The sequence below is a fragment of the Collinsella sp. OF02-10 genome (assembly GCF_003463445.1).
Taxonomy (GTDB): Bacteria; Actinomycetota; Coriobacteriia; order Coriobacteriales; family Coriobacteriaceae; genus Collinsella.
Genome location: NZ_QSCW01000018.1, coordinates 22,983 through 46,116 on the forward strand (window position 1 = coordinate 22,983; position 23,134 = coordinate 46,116).

Annotated in this window: 15 protein-coding genes; 4 read left to right on the plus strand and 11 right to left on the minus strand. The window is 58.7% G+C overall.

Going from position 1 to position 23,134, the window contains the following annotated elements:
* Positions 1-16: 16 nt before the first annotated feature.
* From DXA43_RS08465 to uvrA, 8 genes are all read right to left on the minus strand, one after another.
* The gene (locus tag DXA43_RS08465) at positions 17-844 is read right to left on the minus strand and encodes an ABC transporter ATP-binding protein (RefSeq protein WP_089573612.1); all 828 of its coding nucleotides are present in this window, start codon (positions 842-844) and stop codon (positions 17-19) included.
* Positions 845-2,860, minus strand: coding sequence for a dipeptide/oligopeptide/nickel ABC transporter permease/ATP-binding protein (locus DXA43_RS08470; protein WP_035138893.1), 2,016 nt, complete (start codon positions 2,858-2,860; stop codon positions 845-847).
* Between the two features lie 3 nt (positions 2,861-2,863).
* Positions 2,864-3,820, minus strand: coding sequence for an ABC transporter permease (locus DXA43_RS08475; protein WP_055251823.1), 957 nt, complete (start codon positions 3,818-3,820; stop codon positions 2,864-2,866).
* Between the two features lie 157 nt (positions 3,821-3,977).
* On the minus strand, positions 3,978-5,591 hold the full coding sequence (locus DXA43_RS08480) for an ABC transporter substrate-binding protein (protein WP_117647497.1): 1,614 nt from the start codon (positions 5,589-5,591) through the stop codon (positions 3,978-3,980).
* Positions 5,592-5,956: 365 nt separating this feature from the next.
* A complete protein-coding gene (gene uvrC, locus DXA43_RS08485) occupies positions 5,957-7,897 on the minus strand; it encodes an excinuclease ABC subunit UvrC (RefSeq protein WP_233540054.1) in 1,941 nt (646 codons plus the stop codon).
* Between the two features lie 6 nt (positions 7,898-7,903).
* Positions 7,904-9,586, minus strand: coding sequence for a murein biosynthesis integral membrane protein MurJ (gene murJ, locus DXA43_RS08490; RefSeq protein WP_233540055.1), 1,683 nt, complete (start codon positions 9,584-9,586; stop codon positions 7,904-7,906).
* 3 nt (positions 9,587-9,589) lie between these two features.
* On the minus strand, positions 9,590-10,090 hold the full coding sequence (ybaK, locus tag DXA43_RS08495; protein WP_117798286.1) for a Cys-tRNA(Pro) deacylase: 501 nt from the start codon (positions 10,088-10,090) through the stop codon (positions 9,590-9,592).
* A 132-nt stretch (positions 10,091-10,222) separates the two neighbouring features.
* Complete coding sequence (gene uvrA / locus DXA43_RS08500) at positions 10,223-13,102, minus strand: excinuclease ABC subunit UvrA (RefSeq protein WP_117806844.1); 2,880 nt, start codon at positions 13,100-13,102, stop codon at positions 10,223-10,225.
* A gap of 193 nt (positions 13,103-13,295) precedes the next feature.
* Here uvrA and DXA43_RS08505 point away from each other — a divergent pair, with 193 nt between their 5' ends.
* From DXA43_RS08505 to DXA43_RS08520, 4 genes are all read left to right on the plus strand, one after another.
* Positions 13,296-15,449: an LTA synthase family protein gene (locus tag DXA43_RS08505; RefSeq protein ID WP_158551212.1), complete on the plus strand. Its 2,154-nt coding sequence runs from the start codon at positions 13,296-13,298 to the stop codon at positions 15,447-15,449.
* Between the two features lie 144 nt (positions 15,450-15,593).
* On the plus strand, positions 15,594-16,424 hold the full coding sequence (locus DXA43_RS08510; RefSeq protein ID WP_022094864.1) for an Mrp/NBP35 family ATP-binding protein: 831 nt from the start codon (positions 15,594-15,596) through the stop codon (positions 16,422-16,424).
* Entirely contained in the window at positions 16,425-17,696 is a 1,272-nt protein-coding gene (locus tag DXA43_RS08515; RefSeq protein WP_117806845.1) for an NAD(P)/FAD-dependent oxidoreductase, read from the plus strand. It begins immediately after the preceding gene.
* A gap of 80 nt (positions 17,697-17,776) precedes the next feature.
* The gene (locus DXA43_RS08520; protein ID WP_117806846.1) at positions 17,777-19,417 is read left to right on the plus strand and encodes an NAD(P)/FAD-dependent oxidoreductase; all 1,641 of its coding nucleotides are present in this window, start codon (positions 17,777-17,779) and stop codon (positions 19,415-19,417) included.
* A 65-nt stretch (positions 19,418-19,482) separates the two neighbouring features.
* Here the strand turns inward: DXA43_RS08520 and uvrB are convergent, their stop codons facing one another.
* The 3 genes from uvrB to coaE are packed head-to-tail and all read right to left on the minus strand — an operon-like array spanning position 19,483 to position 22,990.
* Complete coding sequence (uvrB, locus tag DXA43_RS08525) at positions 19,483-21,723, minus strand: excinuclease ABC subunit UvrB (RefSeq protein ID WP_117806847.1); 2,241 nt, start codon at positions 21,721-21,723, stop codon at positions 19,483-19,485.
* A 51-nt stretch (positions 21,724-21,774) separates the two neighbouring features.
* Positions 21,775-22,356 carry a lytic transglycosylase domain-containing protein gene (locus DXA43_RS08530; protein ID WP_117806848.1) on the minus strand — a complete coding sequence of 194 codons (582 nt, stop codon included), beginning with the start codon at positions 22,354-22,356 and terminating at the stop codon, positions 21,775-21,777.
* A complete protein-coding gene (coaE, locus tag DXA43_RS08535; protein ID WP_117638014.1) occupies positions 22,349-22,990 on the minus strand; it encodes a dephospho-CoA kinase in 642 nt (213 codons plus the stop codon). Before coaE ends, DXA43_RS08530 begins: the two co-directional genes overlap by 8 nt.
* Positions 22,991-23,134: the final 144 nt, after the last annotated feature.

Below are 23,134 nucleotides of genomic sequence, written 5' to 3' on the forward strand. Positions count from 1 at the left end.
GGGAGGGAAAGCGAGGCTACTCGCCGAGCTTGGGATGCAGCAGCGACGGCGCAGCGCCGAGCAGCATCTTGGTGTAGGGGTCCTGGGGGTGCTGGAAGACCTGCTTGGCCTCGCCCTGCTCGACGATCTTGCCGCCATTCATAACGATGATGTCGTCAGAGATATAGCGGACCGTCTGGATGTCATGGCTGATGAACACCATGGCCAGGCCGAGCTCCTTCTTAAGGTCGGTCAGCAGGTTCAGAATCTGCGCGCGGACCGAAACGTCCAGAGCCGAGGTTGGCTCGTCGGCGATGATGGCATCGGGGTTCAGCGACAGGGCACGGGCAATTGCGACGCGCTGGCGCTGGCCGCCCGAAAGCTGGCCGGGAAGAACCTCGGCGGCGGAGCTGGGCAGACCGGTGAGCTCCAGGAGCTCCTTGACGCGCTTCTCCTGCTCGGCCTCGGTACCCAGGTTGTGGACGCGCATGGGGTCGAGCAGCTGCTCGCGAACGACCATGCGGGGATTGAGCGCCGTAGCCGGATTCTGGAACACAACCGAGATGACACGGCCCATGTGGCGACGATCCTCGGCGGTACGCTTGGTTACGTCCTTGCCCTTAAAGTAGACCTTGCCGCTCGTGGGGGCCTGCAGGCCGCACATGACGTTGGCGGTGGTGGACTTACCGCAACCGGACTCGCCGACGATGCCGATCGTCTGACCGGGCATGAGCCTAATCGTTACACCCTGGACGGCGTGAACCAGGTTGGGGTGCAGAATCGAGCCGGTACGGGTCCTAAAGGTGACGTGGACGTCATCAAGGAAGATGATCGGCTCGACGCCGTTGACTGCGGTCTCGCTCATCTACATCACCTCCGCGTGAGGGGTCAAACCATTTGCCTTGAGCACCTCGTCGGGGAGCTCGGAATAGAAGTGCTCGGTGCCGGGCACGCGCTTGAAGACCGGACGGGTGTCCAGGCCAATGCGCGGATGGCTCGAGCGGGGCGCGAAGCGATCGCCCTTGGGGAAATCGCGCGGGCTCGGAACGGCGCCGGGCACCTGGTGCAGACGGCCCGAACCGCTCTCGATGGACAGAACGGAGCCCAGAAGACCGCGGGTGTACTCGTGGATCGGGTTAGTGAGCAGCTCCTTGGTGGGCGCCTGCTCGATAACCTGACCGGCGTACATAACCGTGATGTTATGGGCGACCTCGGCGACCAGCGCCAAGTCATGCGAGACGAAGATCATGGCAAAGCCGAGCTTGGCCTGAAGGTCGTTGAGCAGCTTGATGACCTGCTTCTGGACGGTAACGTCCAGAGCGGTCGTGGGCTCGTCGCAGATGACCAGCTTGGGGTCGCGGGTAAGGGCCATAGCGATCAGGACACGCTGACGCTGGCCACCGGAAAGCTCATGCGGGTAGCTCTCGAGCGTACGCTTGGGGTCGAGGCCCACGAGCTCCAGGAGTTCCTCGGCGCTGCGGGTGCCGCCGCGCTTGGTGAGCTGCTTCATCTGGGCAGAGATGAGCATGGAGGGGTTGAGCGAGGACAGGGCGTCCTGATAGACCATAGCGATATCGGTACCGCGCAGGCCGAACCACTCCTTCTTGCTCATCTTGAGCAGGTCGCGGCCCTCCCAGAGTACCTCGCCGGAAAGGTGCTCATCGTCGTCGGTCAGGCCCATGATGGCCAGCGTGGTGATGGACTTACCGCAACCGGACTCGCCCACCAGGCCCATGGTCTGACCAGGACGGACGTCAAAGTTGACATGGTCGACGACGTTGATATCACCGTGATGCTCAAACTGAATGCAGAAGTCACGGACCGAGAGAATCGGTTCGACAGACTCGTCGGGCACATGGCGATCGTCACGCTTGAGCTCGACATCGCGCAGGGCGCCAAGGCGAGCGGAGAGGGACTGGGCCTGCTCCTTGTAGGCGCGAACGGGGTCGGAGACCAGCAGGTCGGCCTCGCGACGCTTGGAGGAATCGGTCGGATCCAGGGCGGCGGATGGAGCAGCGGCCATGGCGTCGGTAATGCCCTCGGAGAGGATGTTGAGCGCCAGGCAGGTGATCATGATGGCCAGGCCCGGGAACAGCGCCTGCCACCAACGGCCGGCGAGCACGCCGCCGCGGGCGTCGGCGAGGATGTTGCCCCAGGTAGCGGTGGGCTCCTGGATACCAGCGCCGATGAAGGTCAGCGAGGCCTCGAAGATGATGGCGTCGGCGACTAGGGTAACGGTGAAGACCATGATCGGGGCGATGCAGTTACGCAGAACATGCTTGATTAAAATCCACGGAGCCTTGGCGCCGGAAACGATGACCGCGCGGACATAGTCCTCGCCGTACTCGGACACGATGTTGGCGCGCACGATACGGGCAATCTGCGGAGTGTACATAAAGCCGATGGCGAAGATGATCGACGGCACGGAGTTGCCCAGGATGGAGACGAAGACGGCCGCGAGGGCGATGCCCGGGATGGACATGATGATGTCCAAGATACGCATGATCGTCTCGGAGACGGCCTTGCGCGAAACCGCTGCAAGGGCGCCCACGACCGAGCCGCAGACCAGAGCCATGGCAGTGGCGCCAAAGCCGATAATCAGCGAGTAACGACCACCGTAGAGCATACGCGACAGAATGTCGCGACCCTTATCGTCAGTACCGAAGATAAATCCGTTGCCGGGAGCCTGGCGAGCCGTAAAGATCTCGACCGGGCTATAGGGGGCAAGAAGGGGCGCCAGAATCGCAGTCAGGGCGACCAGCACCAGCACGACGGCGGCAATCTTAGAAGACAGCGTCATCTTCTTCCAGCCACCGAGCTTGAGCCCCTTGGAGGCAGCCTTCTCGAGCTGCTCGGTTTGCTTCTCTCGAATCTTTACCATAATCTACACCGTCCTGATGCGCGGGTTGATGAGCAGGTAGAGCATGTCAACCACGATGTTGATGATGATGAAGGCAAGAGCAACGACGATAACGACGCCCTGAACCAGGTTCGCCTCGTTGCCCTGAACGCCCTGCAGAATCGCGGTGCCCATGCCGGGGAGGTTGAAGATAACCTCGATGACGACGGCGCCGCCCATGAGGTAACCGATCTTAAGACCGAGGGTGGTGACCGGGGTGATCAGCGCATTGCGAAGAACGTTGATACCGACGACGACCTTCTCGGGAACGCCGGCACCGCGAGCCATACGGACATAGTCCTTGTCGAGCTCCTCGACCATGGCGGTACGCACGATACGAGTCATCTGGCCCGTCAGCGGAAATGCCAAGGCGATGGCGGGCATAATCATGCGGCCCAGATAACCAGCCGGATTCGTGGTGAAGTGAGGCAGAGCACCCGATGCCGGGAGCACCTTAAGGTAGGAAGAGAACAGCAGGATCAACAGAACGGCAAGCCAGAACGACGGGGTTGCCAAGCCGGCGATGGAAAAGACGCGGATCACTTGGTCCGGCCATTTGTCGCGATACAGTGCCGCGATGACGCCGAGCAAAAACGAAACGACCGCACCGATGGCAAGGCCGATGAAGGTCAGCTGCATCGTGACGGGCAGGGCAGTGGAGATGCGCTTGGCAACGGAGTTGCGAGCAGCACCATAGGTGCCCATGTCGCCATGGATCAAATCGCCCATATAGCGCACGTAGCGCACGGGCCAGGGGTCGTCCAGACCATACTTCTCATGGTACTCGGCAACCGCCTCGGGCGAGGCACCGTCACCCAACGCCGTGTAGGCGGGGTCGGTCTTGGAGAACGACATAAGGAAGAACACCAGGACGGTGACGCCCAATGCCATGATCGGCAGCGCCACAAGACGCCTTCCAATCAAACGTAGCAAGTTGTTCACGTTCTCTCCCCTTTCTTTTGTCGGTAGGACCAACTGGTATATGAGTACGGATACTCATTACAAGACCCGAGCGACATCGAGGTCGCCCGGGTCTTTGTTTCAACTATGAGGATACGGTCCCAACGACCGACATCCTGCATACAGACTCAAGCGAGTCTTACGCCTTGACGGTCGCAACGCCCCTGAAGGACATGCTCGTCGTGCCGATGCCCTTGAAGCCATCGAGGGCCTCGCCGTTGGGCGCAGTGGACGGATCGTCCCAGGAAGCGGAGACGGTCTTGACGTGGACAACGGGGTACAGAACGGCGTTGTCGGCAATGATGTCGAAGCACTCGTTCCACTTCTTCTGCTGCTCGTCGCCCTCAGCGGCAAGAGCCTCGTCCATGAGACTGTGGAGCTTCTGCCACTCAGCGGACTCCTTCCACGGGCAACGGGTCTGCATCCAGACGTTGTCGCCGTACCACCAGTTGAGCAGCAGGTCGGGGTCGGCGCCGAAGCAGGAAGGATCGCCAGGGGCAAGGAGGATATCGTAGGCCTCGCCGCCGTCGATGGCAGCGTAGGTGGCCGGCGAGGTATCGGTCTGGATGGTCACATCGAAGCCGAGAGCGTCGAGGTCGTTCTTGACCTGGGCGGCCATGCCCTTAATCTGCTCGTTGTCGGTGGTGCGCAGGGTGATGGCACCCGGGGTGATGCCAGACTCCTCGATGAGCTTCTTAGCCTTCTTGGCGTCGGTCTTGTACACCGTGGAAGCCTCATGATAGTTGGTGAAGCTCTTGGGCAGGTAGCAGCTGGCAGCGGTGGCAAGGCCGGCGAAGGTGTTGCTGACCATCTTCTCGGTGTCGAGCGCATACATGACAGCCTGACGGACCTTGACGTTGTTCCAAGGCTCCTTGGCGACGTTGAACATGATGAAGCGGGTGCCGAAACCCTGAACGTTATCGATCTTGCAGCCGGCGCTCTCGAGCTGGTCGACGGCGTCAGCGGTAACGAGCTCCATAACGAGCGTGGAGCCCTCCTGCTGAGCGGTAACGCGAGCGGTGGGGTCGGTCAGGATGCTGTACTGGATCTTCTTATCCTCGGCAGCATACTCACCGTTGTACTCGGGGTTGGGAACCAGGGTGATCTCGGTATCGGAGATAGAGTCGTACATCCAGGGGCCGGAGCCGATCGGCTGCTTGGCGCGATCCTCCTCGGTCTGGGTGGCCGGGGTAACGCGGACGATGGCCAGACGATCCTTGAGCAGGGAGAAGTTGGGGACCTTGGTCTTGACCGTCACGGTGCTGGCGTCCTTGGCCTCGATGGACTCGAAGGGCTGGAAGAACGGAGCATAGGTAGCGGAAGCGGCGCAAGCGGTGTAGGAGGCAACGACATCGTCAGCGGTGACCTCGGTGCCATCGGAGAACTTGGCGCCCTTGCGGATGGTGACCTCGAAAGTGGTGTCGTCCACAGACTTGGGATCGTCGGTGGCGAGCTCGTTGAAGGTGCTGTAGTCGTGGTAATCGATGCCGTAGAGGCCCTCGACGACGTGCCAGTTAGCACCCAGGCCCACAGCGGAGCCGGTGCTGGCGGGATCGAAGCTGGACGGAGCGTAAGCGGAACCAGCGGTGATCACGCCGCCGCCACGGTTGGCGGAATCGGTGGAACCGGAAGCGGAACCCTCGTCGCTAGAGCTGCCACCGCAGCCGGTGAGACCAAGCCCTGCGACAGCAGCGACGCTGCCGGTGAGGCCGAGGAACGAACGCCTGGACATACCCTTGTTGATGATGGCCATGTCTTCTCCTATCAATAGAGAATCTTACCCGGGAGCACCTAGACGCGCCCCCGCGCAACTTGCGGACGATATATACCTTACCTACCGACGAACCCAACTGAGGTGCCGCGCTCGGCGACCGATACATACATACGCTTGAACGGTATTTACTACCGTTCACCGAATTCATTGACAAACGATTCGCCAGACAGTATGTATCGACGAGGTGAGATATCAGTCTTCGTCAACCCGCAGGATAGCAGGGTTGTTCACCATGGCTAGTCAAACGTTTTAGCGTTAATTAAACCCGAAATCGGCTGGTAATCGCCGTGAAATACATGATTGAAAATCACGCAATCATGTATATCAGTTGTTTAGAGGCGTGTTTAGTTTTCGGATTGCTTTGCCGCCATCTCGGAGCGCTCGGCATTCCACGCAACAAGTGCCTCGTGAACCGCTTTGGCGACATCGGCAGGAATGCCTCGAACTTCCGCGATCTCTTGCTCGCTCGCCGCGCGCAAACGCTTCATCGAGCCAAAATGGCGCATAAGGGCACGTTTTCTGGTGGGTCCCACGCCTGGAACGTCATCGAGTACCGAAACCGTCATGGCTTTATCGCGCAATTCGCGATGGAACGTGATGGCAAAACGGTGCGATTCATCGCGCACCTGTTTAATTAGATAGAGCGACGCGGACCCGGTCGGCAGCACGACGGGAGTCTCGTCCCAAGGCACGAAAACCTCCTCATCGGCCTTTGCCAAGCCACAAACTGGTATATCGAGCCCAAGAGCCTCAAGTTGCTTGATCGCAGCGGTCAATTGCGGCTTACCGCCATCGACAACGAGCAAATCGGGGCGCGAGCCAAAGCGCTCGTCGGCCATACGCTCGGGAGCATAACGTCGTCCCAAAACCTCGGACATCGACACGAAGTCGTTTGCCTCGTCCAATTCGGCCTGAATTTTAAAACGACGATACTGACTCTTGTCGGCGCGCCCGTTGGTAAACACCACCATCGAGGCGACCGTAAAGGTGCCATGCAGTGTAGAGATATCGAAGCACTCGATACGCAACGGCGGCGATGGCAGCGCCAACGCACTTTCGAGCTCCAGGAGCGCTTGATTGGTGCGGTCGTCAGCGTACCCCGTTCGCATCATGTAGCGCATGAGAGCATGGCGCGCATTTTTGGATGCCATATCGAGCAGACGGTGCTTTTCGCCACGCTGCGGCCTATGGAGATGGCAGGAACGCTCACGCTTGCCCGCAAGCCACTCCCCCAGCGCCTCCGCATCCTCAAGCTCGACGGAAAGGTTGACCTCAGCTGGAATATCAGCCGTCTCGTCGTAATAGCGCTTAAGAAAGCCCGACTGGAGCTCTTCCTCGTCAGCATCAAGACCCTTGTCGAGAATGAACTCGCAGGTGCGAACTGTTCGGCCCTCGCGAACGACGAAGACGCAAGCGGCGGAGATGGTCTCCTCGCGATAGAAACCGATGACATCTATATCGACACTGGAGGGAAAAACGACTTGCTGACGATCGTCCAGACCCCTGATGACCTCCAAACGACGTTTGACGCGTGCCGCGCGCTCAAAGTCGAGCGCCTCAGCGGCATCCGTCATCTCGGAGGTCAGCTCATCGACGACATCCTTGCGATGGCCCGACAAAAAGCGCTCGACACGCTTGACGTTCTTGGCATAGTCTGCCGGGGAAATCGCGCCGACACACGCACCCGGGCCGCGCCCGACATGGTAGTCAAAGCAGGGGCGCCCGTTTTGCGCGCAAATCATATTGACGATGTCTTCCTCGCCCTTGTGGGACTCGACGATACGGCGACAACGACGCCACTCCGCACAGGATGCGGAGCAGATGGGGATAACCTTGCGCAGCGTATCTATCGTCTCACGTGCCGCGCGGCTATCGGTATAAGGTCCAAAATAGCGCGTTCCCGGCTTATGACGCTCACGCGTGTATTTGATAGCGGGATACAGGTCGCCCTTTGTAATGGCGATAAAGGGGTAGCTCTTGTCATCCTTGAGGTCGACGTTAAAGTACGGATGGTACTGACCAATCAAATTGCGCTCGAGCACCAACGCCTCGTGCTCGGTCTCCACCACGATATAGTCAAAGCTCGCCACCAGCTGCATCATAAGCGGGATCTTCTGGCGCTCGTCCTGCAGCGTCACGTACTGACGCATACGAGCGCGCAGGTTTTTCGCCTTGCCCACGTAGATGACATCGCCCTTGGCGTCTTTCCAAAGGTAGCAGCCGGGCTGCGTGGGAACGCGCGAAACCTGCTCGGCAAGCGTTGGAATGTTGTCGTGACCGGCCACGCGCACCTACTTGCGACGAAGCAGCGCCGAGACCTCGGGCATCTTAAGGATGACGGCAAGGCCAAAGGTAACAGCAAGCGAGACGACACCCGCAACGCAAACGTAGCCAAGAGTAATCAGAATCGAGCCGCCAAGTGCCCCGACAAAGCGTTCAAGCGCCCACATGACGCCGGCGCCTGCGGCAGCACCCAGGCCACCGAGCAAAAGGCCAAAGAAACCGCCATGCAGGATGGATTTAACCTGAAGACCACGCAGGCGGCGACGCAGCCACCACAGCGAACAGCCGACCAAGATCACGTAGTCGACGACATACGAAAGCGCGATTGCCGGCATACCGAAGCCCAGCACAACGCCAAACAGCAGAACCGAGCCGGCCTGGCCGATGGCGGAATACAGGCAATAGCGGCTATAGGGCTTCATGTCGAGCAAGGCAGAGAAGCTCTTCTGCATCAGCACGACCACGCCGTAGAGCGGCAGCGAGAACGCCAGGTAGACAAGGAACTCGGACACCAGCGCCACACCGGACTCATCGAACTTGCCAGCGCAGTAGATCATGTTGAGCGGACGCGCGAAGACAATCAGGTACAGCGCGAACGGAACCAGGAAGAACAGCATCTGGGCGACGCCACGCGAAATGCCCGTGCGAACGCTGTCGTAATCCTTCTCCTGTGCGTCGTGAGAGAGCTCGGTATAGAGCGCCGTCGAAAGCGAGGCGGCAATCAGCGCGTAGGGCAGCGTGTACCACAGGCGCGCATAGGCGATGACGGAAGGACCAGTCTCGGGCTGGACCACCAGCGCAGCAGCGTTGGTGATAGAAGTCGAGACAAACATGCACACCGTGGCGAGCAGCGTCGGGATACCGAGCGCAATCGTCTGGCGCAGTGCGGGGTCCTTAAAGTCGATATGGATATGGGGATGCACGCCGTGCTTGCCAAGCGCGGGGATCTGACATGCCATCTGAACAAAGACACCGAGGGTCGTACCGGCCGCAATCAAGATGATGCCGGCACGTTCGCCAAACTGTGCGGACACGGGCGCAAAGCCCATAAAGCTCGCAATGACGATCACATTGTTGAGGACCGGGGCAAACGTCGACCAGAAGTAGTCGCGGTGTGCGTTGAGGACGCCCGAAAACACCGAGCCCAAACCATAAAACAGAATCTGGATGGCAAAGAAACGGAACATGAACGCAGCGGTATCCATGCTGCCGCCGTCACCCGAAAGGAACGATTGCGTCCAGATAAAGCCCGGGGCGAACACGGTCCCCAGCAACGAAATGCCACCCAGCACCAATAGCAGAATACCGAGCAGGTTGCCCACGTACTCGTTAGAGGCCTCGCGACCCTGCTCACGCCTCACGCCCATGTACACGGGCAAAAACGCCGTCACGAGCATGCCGCCCATCACGAGTTCGTAGAGCATATTGGGCAGGTTGTTGGCGACCTGATAGGAAGACGAGAGCAGCGACATGCCGATAGCGGCCGCCATTGCCCACGTGCGGATAAAACCGGTGACGCGAGACACGATGGTCAGGATGGTCATAAGCCCGGCGGAACGACCAACCGTGGAGTAGTCCGACGAGCCCATGTCGTCAGTGTCGTCTCGCGACGAAGAAGCTTCGGATGAGGGTGTCTGAGGCGCAGATTCTTTTGCAAAATGAGCTCCGCACTTCAATTCTTCCTGCGGCATCGCTCAGTCCTCTCTCGTAATCGGGGCGACCGTCGCCCCGCAAAATGCAATTAAATCATCAGGTGCAAGCTCAAGCTGATAACCACGCTTGCCTCCCGAAATAAAAATGGTATCCCAAAGGACACATGTCTCATCAATGAGCGTCCGGTAGCGTTTTTTCATACCGACCGGACTGCAGCCGCCGCGAACGTAGCCAGTCGCCGCAAGCAAATCCTTCACATGCACCATGGCCAAGGACTTCTCCCCCGCGGCACGCGCGGCGGACTTTAGATCGAGCTCGTCGGCAACAGGGATGCAGCACACGACGTGGTCGTTGGACGGCGTCACGCAGACCAAGGTCTTAAATCCTTGTCCGGGCTCCTCGCCAAGCTGCTCCGAAATCGCGACCCCCAGGCCCGCCGACTCATCACCATCGTCTTCGTACGTATGTAGAACATAGGAAATGCCGGCGCTTTCCAGCTCGCGCATCGCATTGGTTTTTGGCGTCTTTACAGCCTTTGCCATGGCATATCCTTTCCCTCGCATTCGGACGCAAGGATTAAGTATATGTCCAATTCGGCTGCATACGTCACTTCGACACAGCAAGCGCCATCGAATCACAAGGAGTCGATGGCGCCCATAAACTGAATCGCCTATTTATTGAGCATCAAGTTGAGCCTGACGCGCCCGGTCACGCCTGAGCAACGGCGCCAAAAACTTGCCCGTATAACTCTGCGGACAGTCCGCAACCTGCTCCGGTGTGCCCGAAACCACGACGGTTCCGCCGCCGTTACCGCCCTCGGGGCCCATATCGATCAGGCGGTCGGCAACCTTGATGACATCAAGGTTGTGTTCAATCACCAGCACCGTGTTGCCCGCATCGACCAAGCGCTGCAGCACATCGAGCAGCTGGCGGACGTCCTCAAAATGAAGGCCGGTCGTCGGCTCATCCAAAATATAGAACGTCTTGCCCGTCTGGCGTCGATGAAGCTCCTTGGCGAGCTTCACACGCTGCGCCTCGCCGCCCGAGAGCGTCGTAGCGGGCTGGCCCAGGCTCACGTAGCCCAAGCCTACATCGTACAGCGTCTGGAGCTTGCGCTTAATCTGCGGGATATTCCCAAAGAAGGCCAGTGCCTCGGTGACGCTCATGTCGAGCACGTCCGAGATGGTCTTACCACGGTAGGTGACCTCAAGCGTCTCGCGGTTATAGCGTTTGCCGCCGCAGACCTCACAGGGGACATAGATATCGGGAAGGAAGTGCATCTCGATCTTAATTTGTCCGTCGCCCTTGCATGCTTCGCAGCGACCGCCGCTCACGTTAAAGGAGAAACGTCCCGGCGAGTAGCCGCGCGCCTTCGACTCCGGCGTACTCGCAAACAGCGCGCGAAGATCATCCCACAGGCCAATGTACGTAGCAGGGTTGGAACGCGGCGTGCGGCCAATCGGCGACTGGTCGATATCGATAACCTTATCGATACACTCGATGCCCTCGATTTTCTTATACGGACCCACAGGGCGCGTCGAACGGTGAATGGCATTCGTAAGGGCAGGTGCGATAGTGTCGGTAACCAGGGAGCTCTTACCCGATCCCGACACGCCGGTAACGACCGTAAGCGTACCAAACTCGATCTTGGCGGTAACGTTTTTGAGGTTGTTGGCGCGGGCGCCCGTGATCTTAAGGCAGCCGCGACCGGGCTTGCGGCGCTCATCGGGAACCCGGATCATTCGTTTGCCGGTCAGATAAGCGCCCGTCATCGACTCGGGACACGCCATGATATCGGCAGGCGTTCCCGCCGCGACTACGTGTCCGCCGTTCACGCCCGCGCCGGGGCCCATGTCGATCACATAGTCGGCAGCACGAATCGTATCCTCATCATGCTCGACGACGATGACGGTATTGCCGATATCGCGTAGGCGCTCAAGCGTCTTGATCAGGCGCTCGTTATCGCGCTGATGGAGGCCGATCGACGGCTCGTCCAAAATGTACAGCACACCCATGAGGCCGGCGCCGATCTGCGTTGCCAGGCGAATGCGCTGGGCCTCGCCTCCGGAAAGCGTCGCCGAGGCACGGTCGAGGGTCAGATAGTCGAGTCCGACATCGACCAGAAAGCGCAGGCGCTCCAGGATTTCCTTAACGATGCGCCCGCCGATAAATTGTTGGCGCTCGGTAAGCTCCAGGCCCTCAAAAAACTCGAGCGACTCGCGGCACGATAGGCAGCAGACCTCGTAAATGGACTTACCGCCTACGGTAACAGCGAGCATCTCGGGGCGCAGACGAGCACCATGGCAACTCGAGCACGGCTCCTCGCGGATGTACTTCTCCAAGCGCGCCTTGGTGTTCTCATTCGTCGTCTCGGTATAGCGCTCGTACAGGATATTGCGCACGCCCGAGAACTTGGTGTCCCACTGGCTACGGCGCCCATCGAGCTTTTGATAGTCGACCGAAATCTTCTGGTCGCCCATGCCGTCTAAAAACGCGCGACGCACCCGCGGAGGCAGATCCTCCCACGGTGTATCGACGCTCACCTTAAAGTGTTTGCAGACCGCAGCGAAAATCTGCGGATAGTAGTTAGAGTTGCCAAACAGGCTGCCAAAGACCCCGTCGGCGATCGACTTCGAGGGGTCTTCGATTAGGGCCTCGGCGTCGACCGTCTTCTTAAAGCCCAGGCCATCGCACTCGGGGCACGCGCCATAGGGCGCGTTGAACGAGAAATCACGCGGCTGCAGGTCATCGATGGAGTGTCCATGCTCCGGGCACGCTAACGCCAGCGAATACTCCAGCAACTCGCCTTCGGTCCCCTCGGGAGCGTCGCGGTCGGGCAGCAAGTATACGTTCACATTGCCGTGCGCCAGCGCAGTCGCCTGTTCAACGGACTCGGCGATACGGCCCAGAGAGTTCTCACGGATCACGATGCGATCGACCACGACCTCGATATCGTGCTTGAATTTCTTATCCAAATCGATAGGGTCATCAAGCAAGCGAACCTCGCCGTCGACACGCACGCGGCTAAAGCCCTCCGCACGCAGGTCCTCAAACAGCTTGGCATATTCGCCCTTGCGTCCACGAACCACCGGCGCCAACACAAACGCGCGACGGCCCTCCCCCGCCGCCAGCACCTTATCGGCGACCTGATCGGTCGTCTGACGCTCAATGACACGACCGCACTCAGGACAGTGCGGCGTTCCCACGCGAGCAAACAGCAGACGCAGATAGTCGTAAATCTCGGTTACGGTGCCCACCGTCGAGCGTGGGTTTTTGGACGTCGTCTTCTGATCGATCGACACAGCCGGCGACAGACCGTCAATCGAATCCAGGTCGGGCTTGTCCATCTGGCCCAAGAACTGGCGCGCATAGCTCGAAAGACTCTCGACGTATCGACGCTGGCCCTCGGCATAGATAGTGTCGAATGCCAGCGAACTCTTGCCCGAGCCAGAAAGACCGGTAATGACCACGAGTTGGTCACGCGGAATGGAAACATCGATATCACGGAGGTTGTGCTCACGGGCGCCGCGAATAACGATAGAAGAATCAGACATGGAAGCTCCTTGCCTCCTATTGCATCGAATCATACTGCCGATGAGTTTAGCGCACTCGACGCGCACAGGTGTTCGTAATACAAGATTCGCAGACCTTTAGCTTTGCGTATCGGGCGCTTTGTTTCTCGAAATGCCGTGGAAAGGTTACAGTAATCTAATACTGAACTTAATTTGCTATACCAGAGGAACGTCCATGACCGAAGATATCCCCCTTGAAATCACTTCGAGCGACATGGCCAATCTGCCCATATTCATCGCCGTCCTTATCGTGGCCGCCGTCGTCGTGCGCGTGTATTTTTCAATCAAACGCAACGAAAAGCCACCCATTGCCCGCGTCTTTTGGTGCGCGACGCTCCTCATCCCGCTCGGCGTGGCAGCTGCATGGGTTACGAATCAATTGCTCGTAAATGAGGGCAGCTCCCTATGGGTCCTTTCTTATTCGGCGCTCGGTGCTGCCGCCGTCATGCTTCTTGTCGAGCCCTTGGTTTCGGGACTTATCGACCAAACCGACCTTGCGACGGGAACGGTTGCCTGTATTTGCCGTGACATCCTTGTCATCGCCGCTGTTTCAGCGCTCTCGTTCGTTTCACTCGAAATTGCCTGCAACGAAACGTTCTATCGCATTCCCGCCAACTCATTCGGGTTTTCCGTCGGGCTGCTCGCGACGGTTCTGCTCTCCCTTTATTTGCTGGGACAGCGTCATGGAGGCGTCATGGCTCTCGTGCCCGTCGTCTGCTGCATCCTTGGCATTGCCGAGCACTTCGTCATAACGTTTAAAGGCGAAGCCATCCTGCCAAGCGATATCTTGGCCCTTGGCACCGCAATGGAAGTGAGCGAGGGATACGAGTTTACCTTTACCGCCGGAATCGTAACCTCTCTCGCCCTGCTGGAGATTTCCCTGGGGCTTCTTTCGCTCATCCGACCGCGAAAGCTCCGTACGCCCACCCATGTCTTCCCCGCTATCGCCGCTAACCTCTGTGCTTTTCTGCTAGTGACCGTTGTGGGGCTCTCAGGCTTTTCCAACATCGACTTGGAGCAGGCGCTGGATTTTGGATTTGACCGTTGGCAGCCCATCACCACGTATGCGTCTCAGGGTTTTATCACTTCGTTCACCGAAATGGTCAACGAGTTGCCCATTGAGAAGCCCGAAGACTATACGCCCGATGAGGCGCAGAGCATCGAGCAGGAGCTCGCCACCGTCTACGACAGCACATATGGCTCGAGCGAACAGCGCGCGGCGGCCGTTGCCCAGTTCAATGAAATCAAGCCGACGATTGTTGCCGTCATGAACGAGAGTTTTGGCGACCTTTCGTGCTTTGAGCAGCTCCAGGCGGCCGGGTACACCGGCCCCGCATTCTACAACTCGCTTCCCGACACACTTGTTCGCGGCACCATGCTCGCTTCGGTCGCCGGTGGCGGAACGGCGAACTCCGAATTCGAATTTTTGACCGGAGCGACAACGGCCTTTGTCGGATTAGGCAAAATCCCCTATCAGCTGTATCAGATGAATGGCGTCAACAGCCTGGCAAAGGACCTTAAAGAGCTTGGGTATACCGCTACCGCTATGCACCCGCAAAACCCCGTCAACTACCATCGAGATAAAATCTATCAGCAGCTGGGCTTTGGAGACTTTCTTTCAATCGGCGATTTCGAAGGTGCGCCCTATTACCATGCCGGCGTATGCGACTACGCCACCTACGACAAGATACTCGACCTGCTTAGAACCGACGAAGCGCCGCAGTTCATCTTTGACGTCACGATGCAAAATCACGGCGGCTACGACTATGGCACCGTTCCCGCCGAAGAGCTGACAAACTATTGGGTCGAGGGAGCCAGCGAAGGCGCCAACAGCGCGCTCAACACCTATCTCACCTGCATCAACGCATCCGACCGGGACCTCGAGTACTTTATCAACGAGCTCCGCAATATCGGCAGACCGGTTGTTCTTGTCTTTTTTGGCGACCATCAGCCGAGCGCCGCAACGACTCTCAACGACGAGCTGTACCCTCAGGAAGATACGGCAAGCCACGCCTTCCGTATCTATCAGTCGACATATCTCGTCTGGGCTAACTATGAGATCGCCGGCAATACCGAGCTCAACGTCTACGACACCGTCGGGGCAAACGAGATTGCAGCCATTACCCTTAATAAGATCGGCGCTCCGCTCACCAATTACCAAAAGGCCCTGCTTGCAACAAGGTCAGATGTGCCCACCATCAATGTCGCCGGCTATCTCGGTGCCGACGGGCTGCGCTACGACTTGGAATCGAAAGACAGCCCCTACGCCTCGACGATCGACAAGCTGCAGCGCATGCAATACCTCGAGTTCGCCAGCAAAGTTCAGTAAGCCCGCCCATTCGCTTGGGCCCATCGTATTGCAAGCACGCTCGGCCCAAACGCATGCAAATGACTCCCGCTCGCAAACGAGGGTACAATGACGCTCGTGTCACATCGCGGGGCCCCGGCCCCAGCATATACAAAGGAGTCATACATGGGTTGCGAACACGCACAGGCCGCCGGCGGACAAACGTCGCCGTCGCAATTTGAGGAGAACACGCTGTCCGAGGTCAAGCGCGTCATCGCCGTGCTTTCCGGCAAGGGCGGTGTCGGCAAGTCATTTGTCACCGGTGCCATCGCCACCGAGCTTGCCCGTCACGGCCACAAAGTCGGCGTCCTCGATGCCGACATCACCGGTCCCTCTATCCCCAAGATGTTCGGCATGAGTGGACGCCACGTCCATGCCCTTGGCAACCTTATGCTGCCCGAAATCTCCGAGCACGGCGTCAAGGTCATGAGCTCCAACCTGCTGCTCCAAAACGAGACCGACCCCGTCCTTTGGCGCGGTCCGGTCATCGCAGGCGCCATTAGGCAGTTCTGGAGCGAGACCTCGTGGGGCCCCATCGACTACCTGCTGGTCGACATGCCTCCGGGAACAGGCGACGTCGCGCTCACCGTCTTCCAGTCGCTGCCGGTCGACGGAATCGTCATCGTCACGAGCCCGCAGGATCTGGTCTCGATGATCGTCGCCAAGGCGGTCAACATGGCCGAGAAGATGAACGTCCCCATTCTGGGCATTGTCGAGAACATGAGCTATATTGAGTGCCCCGACTGCGGCAAGAAGATCGAGGTCTTTGGCAAGAGCAAGCTCCCCGAGGTCGCAGAGCGCTATAACCTCGACATCTTGGGCCAGCTTCCCATTAATCCGGCACTCGCCGAGGCCTGCGATAAGGGCGAGGTCGAGACCGCGCTGCCCGATGGCATGTTGCCCAAGGCAGTCTCTGCCGTCGAGGCCATTACCCCGCACGAGACCGACGAGGCCTAAGTGAACGCGAGCGCCCTCTATGACGTCTTGGTAATCGGCGGCGGGGCTTCAGGCCTCGCCGCCGCCATTACGGCCGCACGCGCTGGCAAAAGCGTCTGCATCGTTGAGCGCGATGTCGCGTGCGGCCTCAAGCTCCTTGCGACCGGTAACGGCCGTTGCAACCTCTCCAACGAATCGATTGATCCTCAGCGGTATAACCACCCCGCATTCGTCGAATCCGTCATGGGCCCCCAGCCCGAACAAGAGCTTATGGGTTTCTTCTCCTCGCTGGGCATCATGACAACCTCCGAGGAAGGCCGGCTGTACCCGCGCTCCCTTCGCGCCGAATCGGTGCGCGACGCGCTTCTCAACGTTTGCGACCGCCTAGGTATCACCTTAATCTGCGGAGCCAACGTTGCCTCGGCGCACAAAGCTTCCGAAGGCTGGGCACTCCAAATAGACCGTCCAGCGCGGGCGCTCAAGGCAAAAAAGCACGATGACCGAAAATCGGAGCTCCGCTCGCTTCGGAAAGCGCTCGCCGATGTCCCTCGCAAGAACGAGGCCCTGCAGGCACATGCCGTAATTATCGCTACGGGCGGCAACCCCACCGGTATCGCCGATACGTTTCGCCTCCCCCTCACTTCGCCGCGCCCCATCCTCTGCCCCGTATCGGCAACGGTCGTTGGCGATCGGGCGGCACTCAAGACGTTGGACGGCCTGCGCGTCCGTGTCCGCTTGACGCTCGCCCGCAATCATAATGAGCTCTGGCACGAAGACGGTGAAGTGCTGTTTCGAACCTTCGGTATCTCGGGTGTCGCTGTCTTCAACCTCTCTCGTCGTATCCAGCACGGCGATACGATCCTGCTCGACGTTTTCCCCGACCTCTCCAAAGACGAGTTGCTCGATATGCTCAACCGGCGCGTTGAGCTGTTCGGTGACTTTTCACCCCGCGATCCCCGTTGGCTCGACGGCATGCTCGCCCCGCAACTCTCCCGCGTCGTCTGCACAGCGTTCGAGCAGTGCCATCCATGCTCCAACGATGTCATCCACCTGGTCTCGATCCTCAAGCACTTTAAATTGCTCGTCGAGGGAACAACCGAGGAGCGCTCAGCGCAGGTCACGCGTGGTGGCGTATCTGTCGAGAGTATCTCAACACCCAGCCTACGCGCGCGCAGCGTTGTCGACGCCCCGCTTTACGTTTGCGGTGAAGCGCTCGACATCGACGCCGATTGCGGAGGCTTTAACCTTGCGTGGGCCTGGATCTCGGGCATTCGCGCTGCAAGCAGCCTGTAGCCGCGCAGTCTATAATCAAAAACGCATTCGGGCCGTCTGGGATACCGGACGGCCTCTTTCTTGCCTCTAAGGAGACCTCGATGATCGAAATCACCCAAGTCAACGCGTCGCTCGATGAAGCCGACGATGAAAATGCCTGTCTCATTGTTGGCAAGCGAGTCGCCAAGCGCGTCCTACGTTGCAAGGACTCCGAGATCAAGTCCATCGAGCTCCACCGCAAGTCAATCGACGCTCGCAAAAAACGAGACGTCCATTTTATCCTGAGCTTTCGTGTTGAGCTGACTAGTCCCCACCTCGAGCGAGAAGCGGTCGACAGCGTTGCCGAGCGTGACCGCTCGCGCGTACGCGCGATAGAAGACGATGAGCCTTCATTCCCCTCCCCCGCCTCCGACGCACCTCAAGAACGCCCTGTCGTTGTCGGCGCCGGATGCGCCGGCCTTTTCGCTGCGCTTACGCTCGCCGAAGCAGGTCTTAAGCCCTTGCTCATCGAGCGCGGCGACCCGGCATTTCGCCGCTCGCAGGCGATCGACCTCTTTCTAAAGGAGCGCATCCTCGACCCCGAGAGCAATATCCAGTTTGGCCTGGGCGGCGCGGGGACCTTCTCGGACGGCAAGCTCAATACGGGAACCAAAAATCCCGCCCATCGCCTTATCCTCGAAACCTTCGTCGAGGCGGGTGCGCCCCGCGATATTCTGTGGGATGCCAAGCCGCACATTGGCTCCGACATCCTTCCCACGGTCGTCACCGCTATATCCCAGCGCATCGAGCAGCTCGGAGGTGTCGTCCGTTATCGAACGAAGCTCGTCGACATTCGCATCGACGCGTCTGGCGCCATCACCGGTATTGATGTCCAATCGTCCCAAGACACCGCTTGCGAGCCAATCGAGGCAAAGCACCTCATCCTCGCCTGCGGGCATTCTGCTCGCGATATTTTTGAGCTCCTTAAGGACCACAACGTGGTCCTCGCACAAAAGACCTTTGCCATGGGCGTTCGCATCGAGCATCCGCAGCGCGACATCGACCGAGCCCAATTCGGAGCCTCGGCGGGACATCCTGCCCTCGGAGCAGCCCCCTACAAGCTCGTCGCCCATCTTCCCAACGGCCGCAGCGTGTTCTCGTTTTGCATGTGTCCCGGCGGGCAGGTTGTCGCCGCCTCTTCCGAGCAGGGCCACTTGTGCGTCAACGGCGCCAGTCTCAATGCCCGCGACGGACGCAACGCAAATGCCGCCCTGCTCGTTAACGTCACGCCCGAGGACCTTCCCAACGATGACCCACTCGCCGGCATCGAGCTCCAGCGCGCCTGCGAGGCGGCCGCCTACCGCCTGGGCGGTTCCAACTGGAACGCACCGGCACAGCTCGTCGGAGATTTCCTCGCAGGACGCGCCAGCAAGGCGCCCGGAAAGGTAAAGCCCACCTATCCGCTCGGTGTGACCTGGACGGCAATTGACGAAGCCCTGCCGCAGCATATCGTCGAGTCGCTCCGCCTGGGACTTCCCCTACTTGGAAAAAAGCTACGAGGCTACGACCGCTCCGATGCTGTCCTTACCGGCGTGGAGACTCGCTCGAGCTCACCGGTCACCGTCACCCGAGACCGAACATGCCATGCCGTGTCGACCCCGGGCCTCTACCCTTGCGGTGAGGGAGCTGGATATGCCGGCGGCATCATGAGCGCCGCCACCGACGGCATCCGTTGTGCCGAAGCCCTGATCGCAGACCTCTAACGCACGAATTCCAGCGCGCAAAAGACGCATGCCCCGAGCTCCGCAGGGAACTCGGGGCATGTTCGCTATTTCTTAAACCGTGCACCCTGGCGTTTTCTGCCCGATGCGAACGTGGAACCCTTGCGAGCCTGCGAACGTAAGCGCTCGATCGTCTCGTCCTCAGACGCACCCTCGAGCATCGCCCGAATCTGAACGACGGCATCGCGCAGGCGCGCCGCCTCCTCAAAGTCCATGGCGGCAGAAGCGTTACGCATATCCTCTTCCATGGTTTCGACGATCCGCACGAGCTCGTCATGCGGCAGTTCTTCCAACTGCTCCGCAAGTGTCTGCTCGGGCGCCACCGTTTCCGGCACGCCACCCTCGCCCGACTCATCGGGCGTATAGAATGCGCCATGGCCAAGAGAGTCGCCCTTCGAGCGTCCCTTGGAACCCACGGTTTTTTCGGCCTCGGCAATAAAACTTGAGATGTCGTTGATGGCCTTGCGCACCGTCTTGGGCACAATGCCATGCTCTTCGTTATATGCCATCTGAATCTCGCGACGGCGCTGCGTCTCCTCGATGGCCTCTTTCATCGAATCGGTCACAACGTCTGCATACATGATGACTTCGCCATCGGCGTTACGGGCCGCGCGGCCAATCGTCTGAATCAGCGAACGGCGGTTGCGCAAGAAGCCTTCCTTATCGGCATCGAGAATTGCCACCAGTGAGACCTCGGGAAGATCCAAGCCCTCGCGAAGCAGGTTGATGCCAACGAGAACATCGATCTTGCCCTCGCGCAGCGTTCGCAGGATCTCGACACGGTCCATTGTCGCCGTATCAGAATGCATGTAATTGACCTTAATGCCCGCATCAAGCAGATGGTCGGTCAGGTCCTCGGCCATGCGCTTGGTCAACGTGGTCACCAGCACGCGCTCCTTGCGGGCAACGCGCTCGCGAATCTCGTCCTCAAGATCGTCAATCTGACCGCGAACCGGACGCACATCGATCTTGGGATCGAGCAGGCCGGTCGGACGAATAATCTGCTCAACATCGTTCTGGCTCACCCGCAGCTCGTAGTCGCCCGGCGTGGCCGAAACGTAGATGAACTGGGGGATCCTTGCCTCAAACTCATCGAAACGAAGCGGGCGGTTATCGAGTGCCGAAGGAAGGCGAAAACCGTGTTCCACCAGCGTCACCTTACGCGAGCGGTCACCTTCGTGCATGCCGCGAATCTGCGGCACCGTCACATGGCTCTCATCGATGATGCAGAGCATGTCCTTAGGGAAGTAATCGATCAGGGTAAACGGCGGCTCGCCCGGTTTTCGACCGTCCAGATGACGCGAGTAGTTCTCGATACCGTTACAAAAACCCATGGTCTCGAGCATCTCGAGATCATAGTCGGTGCGCTGCTGCAGACGCTGTGCCTCGAGCAACTTGTCGGTCGCCTTGAGCTCGGCCACACGCTTCTCGCACTCTTCACTGATTGATTTCAGAGCCGCCTTGACCTTCGGCTTCTCGGTCACGTAGTGCGATGCCGGCCATACGGGGATGGCCTCGTACTCACGAAGCATCTCACCGGTAACCTCATCGATCTCGGCAATAAGCTCAACCTCGTCGCCAAAGAACTCAAACCGCAACGGATGCTCGGCATAAGGCGGATACACGTCGACAACATCGCCGCGCACGCGGAACGTGCCGCGCGCTAGGTCATAGTCATTGCGATCATATTGAATGTCGATAAGTGCATGGATAAAGTCATCGCGCTCGAGCGGCACTTTCTTGTCGACATTCGGCGCCAGCCCCGCATAGTCCTCGGGAGAGCCGATACCGTAGATACAGGACACCGAAGCAACGACGATTACATCGCGTCGAGAGAGCAACGAGGCGGTCGCCTGATGTCGCAGCATCTCGACCTCTTCGTTAATCGAGGAGTCTTTCTCGATATATGTATCGCTTTGCGGCACATACGCCTCGGGCTGATAGTAGTCGTAGTACGAGACAAAGTAGACCACAGCGTTGTTGGGAAAGAACTCTTTGAGCTCGCTCGCAAGCTGAGCGGCGAGCGTTTTATTGGGAGCCATGACCAGCGTCGGCTTCCCCAGGGCCTCAATAGTCTTAGCCATCGTGAAGGTCTTGCCCGAACCAGTCACGCCCAGCAAAACCTGATAGCGATCTCCGCCCCTCACACCCTGCACAAGCGACTCAATGGCCTTAGGCTGAGAACCTGCAGGCTCATAGGGAGAAACGACTTCAAACGGCACCTCAGCGCCCTCAACGCCAAAGCGCTTAAGTTCACCACCAACGCGTTCTACTTCAAATTCCGCCATGGATACTCCTAACTCATACATCTGCAGTATACGCAGGAGGTGGGCTTAGTCCTATACGAACCGATCGGGATAGAGCGTCTTATAGCGAACCCAGGCATTATTGACGCGAATCAGATAAGCCTGCGTCTCGGGGAAGGTAATCGCATTGTGAAGCGAGGTGCTCTGCTGCGCCCAACCATCCACATTGCCCATGCCGGCGTTATATGCGGCAATAGCGCTATCCGTCGACCCGTTGAAATACGTTAGAAGATACGAAAGATACGCACAGCCAAACTCGATGTTCGTAGCGGGATCGTTAAGGTTGTCGGCCGAATACCCCCCACCGTCGACAAGACCCTTGGCGATCATATCCTGGGCAGTCTCGGGCATCAGCTGCATCAATCCCTGAGCACCCTGATTCGACTCAGCCTCGGGATCCCAATTCGATTCCGACTTAATGACAGCGCACACCAGATACGGATCCAGATTATGCGAAATACTAGATTGCTTTACATACGCCTCGTAGTCAATGGGATACAGCGGCTTAAAGAAAGCCGCAGGAGCACACGAGTAAACGAATGAGATAAGGCCGAAGGCAAAAACGGCAGCCAGCGGTATAAGGCGATACCACGCAAAGAAACGTGTCTTAGGCATCGGCATCCTCCTTATTCGCAGTGTCTATAAACCCATGGCATGCAAGCCATGAGTCAAGCTGCTCAAAGAGCGAATTATCGCCTGCGGCATTATCAATCACCGTTGTAGCGAGATTGCACAGCGCAGACTCATCGGGCTGGCAAGCAGAACGGGCATCGAAATCAGATGGCTCCATGCCACGCTGAATAGCACGCTCGCGACGAACTGACAAAGGGGCGCTGATGACCAGAATTTCATCAGCCAAGCCAAATGCATCCTCAAAACCAGTCGGAGCAGAAACCTCGACAACCGCAAAGGGATAACGGGGAGATGAAACCGTACAACAAACCGGATCGAGAATCCTAAGCGAAAGCTGTTCAATGAGAACGGGGTGCACAAGGTCATTGAGCCGTGCGACCGAATCAGGAGAAGCGAAAGCTCGAGAAGCGAGGATGCTGCGGCGAATGCCGCCCTCCTCATCCAAAATATCCCAGCCAAATTCTTCCGCAAGGGCATTGACGATATCGGAGCCTGGCACATACAGCGATTTGGCAAGCTCGTCCAGATCGATAAGCATGGCGCCATGAGATTCGAGATAGCGGCAGGCAGTCGACTTACCCGAAGCAATATTGCCCAAGACAAAAACGGTAAACATCAAGTCCTCCCTAACGCCAATGGGAGTTATTATCGCGCAAATACAAAAGAAGGACTCAAAATACAGCCAAACAGTAAGACAAGCTAAAAGAAGGCGAGTTCTTGTATTACAGCTCTTTATAAAACGCAAAAAAGTGGGGGGCCG

Coding starts and splice junctions, on each gene's coding strand:
- DXA43_RS08465 (WP_089573612.1), bottom strand. CDS start 844: ATGAGCGAGACCGCAGTCAACGGCGTCGAGCCGATCATCTTCCTTGAT.
- DXA43_RS08470 (WP_035138893.1), bottom strand. CDS start 2,860: ATGGTAAAGATTCGAGAGAAGCAAACCGAGCAGCTCGAGAAGGCTGCC.
- DXA43_RS08480 (WP_117647497.1), bottom strand. CDS start 5,591: ATGGCCATCATCAACAAGGGTATGTCCAGGCGTTCGTTCCTCGGCCTC.
- murJ (WP_233540055.1), bottom strand. CDS start 9,586: ATGCCGCAGGAAGAATTGAAGTGCGGAGCTCATTTTGCAAAAGAATCT.
- ybaK (WP_117798286.1), bottom strand. CDS start 10,090: ATGGCAAAGGCTGTAAAGACGCCAAAAACCAATGCGATGCGCGAGCTG.
- uvrA (WP_117806844.1), bottom strand. CDS start 13,102: ATGTCTGATTCTTCTATCGTTATTCGCGGCGCCCGTGAGCACAACCTC.
- DXA43_RS08505 (WP_158551212.1), top strand. CDS start 13,296: ATGACCGAAGATATCCCCCTTGAAATCACTTCGAGCGACATGGCCAAT.
- DXA43_RS08510 (WP_022094864.1), top strand. CDS start 15,594: ATGGGTTGCGAACACGCACAGGCCGCCGGCGGACAAACGTCGCCGTCG.
- DXA43_RS08520 (WP_117806846.1), top strand. CDS start 17,777: ATGATCGAAATCACCCAAGTCAACGCGTCGCTCGATGAAGCCGACGAT.
- uvrB (WP_117806847.1), bottom strand. CDS start 21,723: ATGGCGGAATTTGAAGTAGAACGCGTTGGTGGTGAACTTAAGCGCTTT.
- DXA43_RS08530 (WP_117806848.1), bottom strand. CDS start 22,356: ATGCCTAAGACACGTTTCTTTGCGTGGTATCGCCTTATACCGCTGGCT.
- coaE (WP_117638014.1), bottom strand. CDS start 22,990: ATGTTTACCGTTTTTGTCTTGGGCAATATTGCTTCGGGTAAGTCGACT.